Raw genomic sequence first — 578 nt, forward strand, 5'->3', positions numbered from 1 at the left:
CGGATCGTCGCCGAGAGTCTGTTGCCCGGTGCCCAGGTGGCCGAGGTGGCGCGCAAGCACGGAGCGACGCGCTGGCAGATCTACGATTGGCGACGGCGGTTTCGACAGCGAGGCATGTTGCCGCCGTGCGAGGCGTCGCAGCCGACATTCGCGCCGCTGGTCGTGGAAGGTGCGTTGGAGGAGCGTCAGGTTCCGGCGATCAAGCTTGAGATCGCGATCGGCGATGTCGTGCTGCGGACGGATATGGCCATTGATGCCGAGCAGCTGTCCCGAGTGATCCGCGCGGTGCGAGCGTCACGATGATCGCGGCTGGTGCGGATCTGAAGATTTACGTTGCAACGCGGCCGATCGATTTCCGCTGTGGCCATGATGGGCTTGCGACGAAGGTGCAGGAGATGCTTCGTCTCGACCCGTTCAGCGGCGCGGCCTTCGTGTTCCGATCGAAACGAGCGGACCGAATCAAGATTTTGGTCTGGGATCGAACGGGCCTGGTGTTGGTTCACAAGCGCCTCGAAGGTTGCAAGTTCGTTTGGCCAACGATCGCGGACGGCGTGATGCGGATGTCGCCGGCGATGTTC

Annotated in this window: 2 protein-coding genes; both read left to right on the forward strand. The window is 63.1% G+C overall.

All coding sequences use genetic code 11. The features are described 5' to 3' along the window. Positions 1–303, forward strand: a 303-nt coding sequence (locus tag IVA91_RS37240) for a transposase (protein WP_247460163.1), incomplete at its 5' end; no start/stop codon positions are given. Then, on the forward strand, positions 300–578 hold a 279-nt coding region (tnpB, locus tag IVA91_RS37245; protein WP_247460164.1), incomplete at its 3' end, for an IS66 family insertion sequence element accessory protein TnpB. The genes IVA91_RS37240 and tnpB, both read left to right, overlap by 4 nt.

The organism is Bradyrhizobium sp. 153 (genome assembly GCF_023073835.1).
Classification (GTDB): Bacteria; Pseudomonadota; Alphaproteobacteria; order Rhizobiales; family Xanthobacteraceae; genus Bradyrhizobium.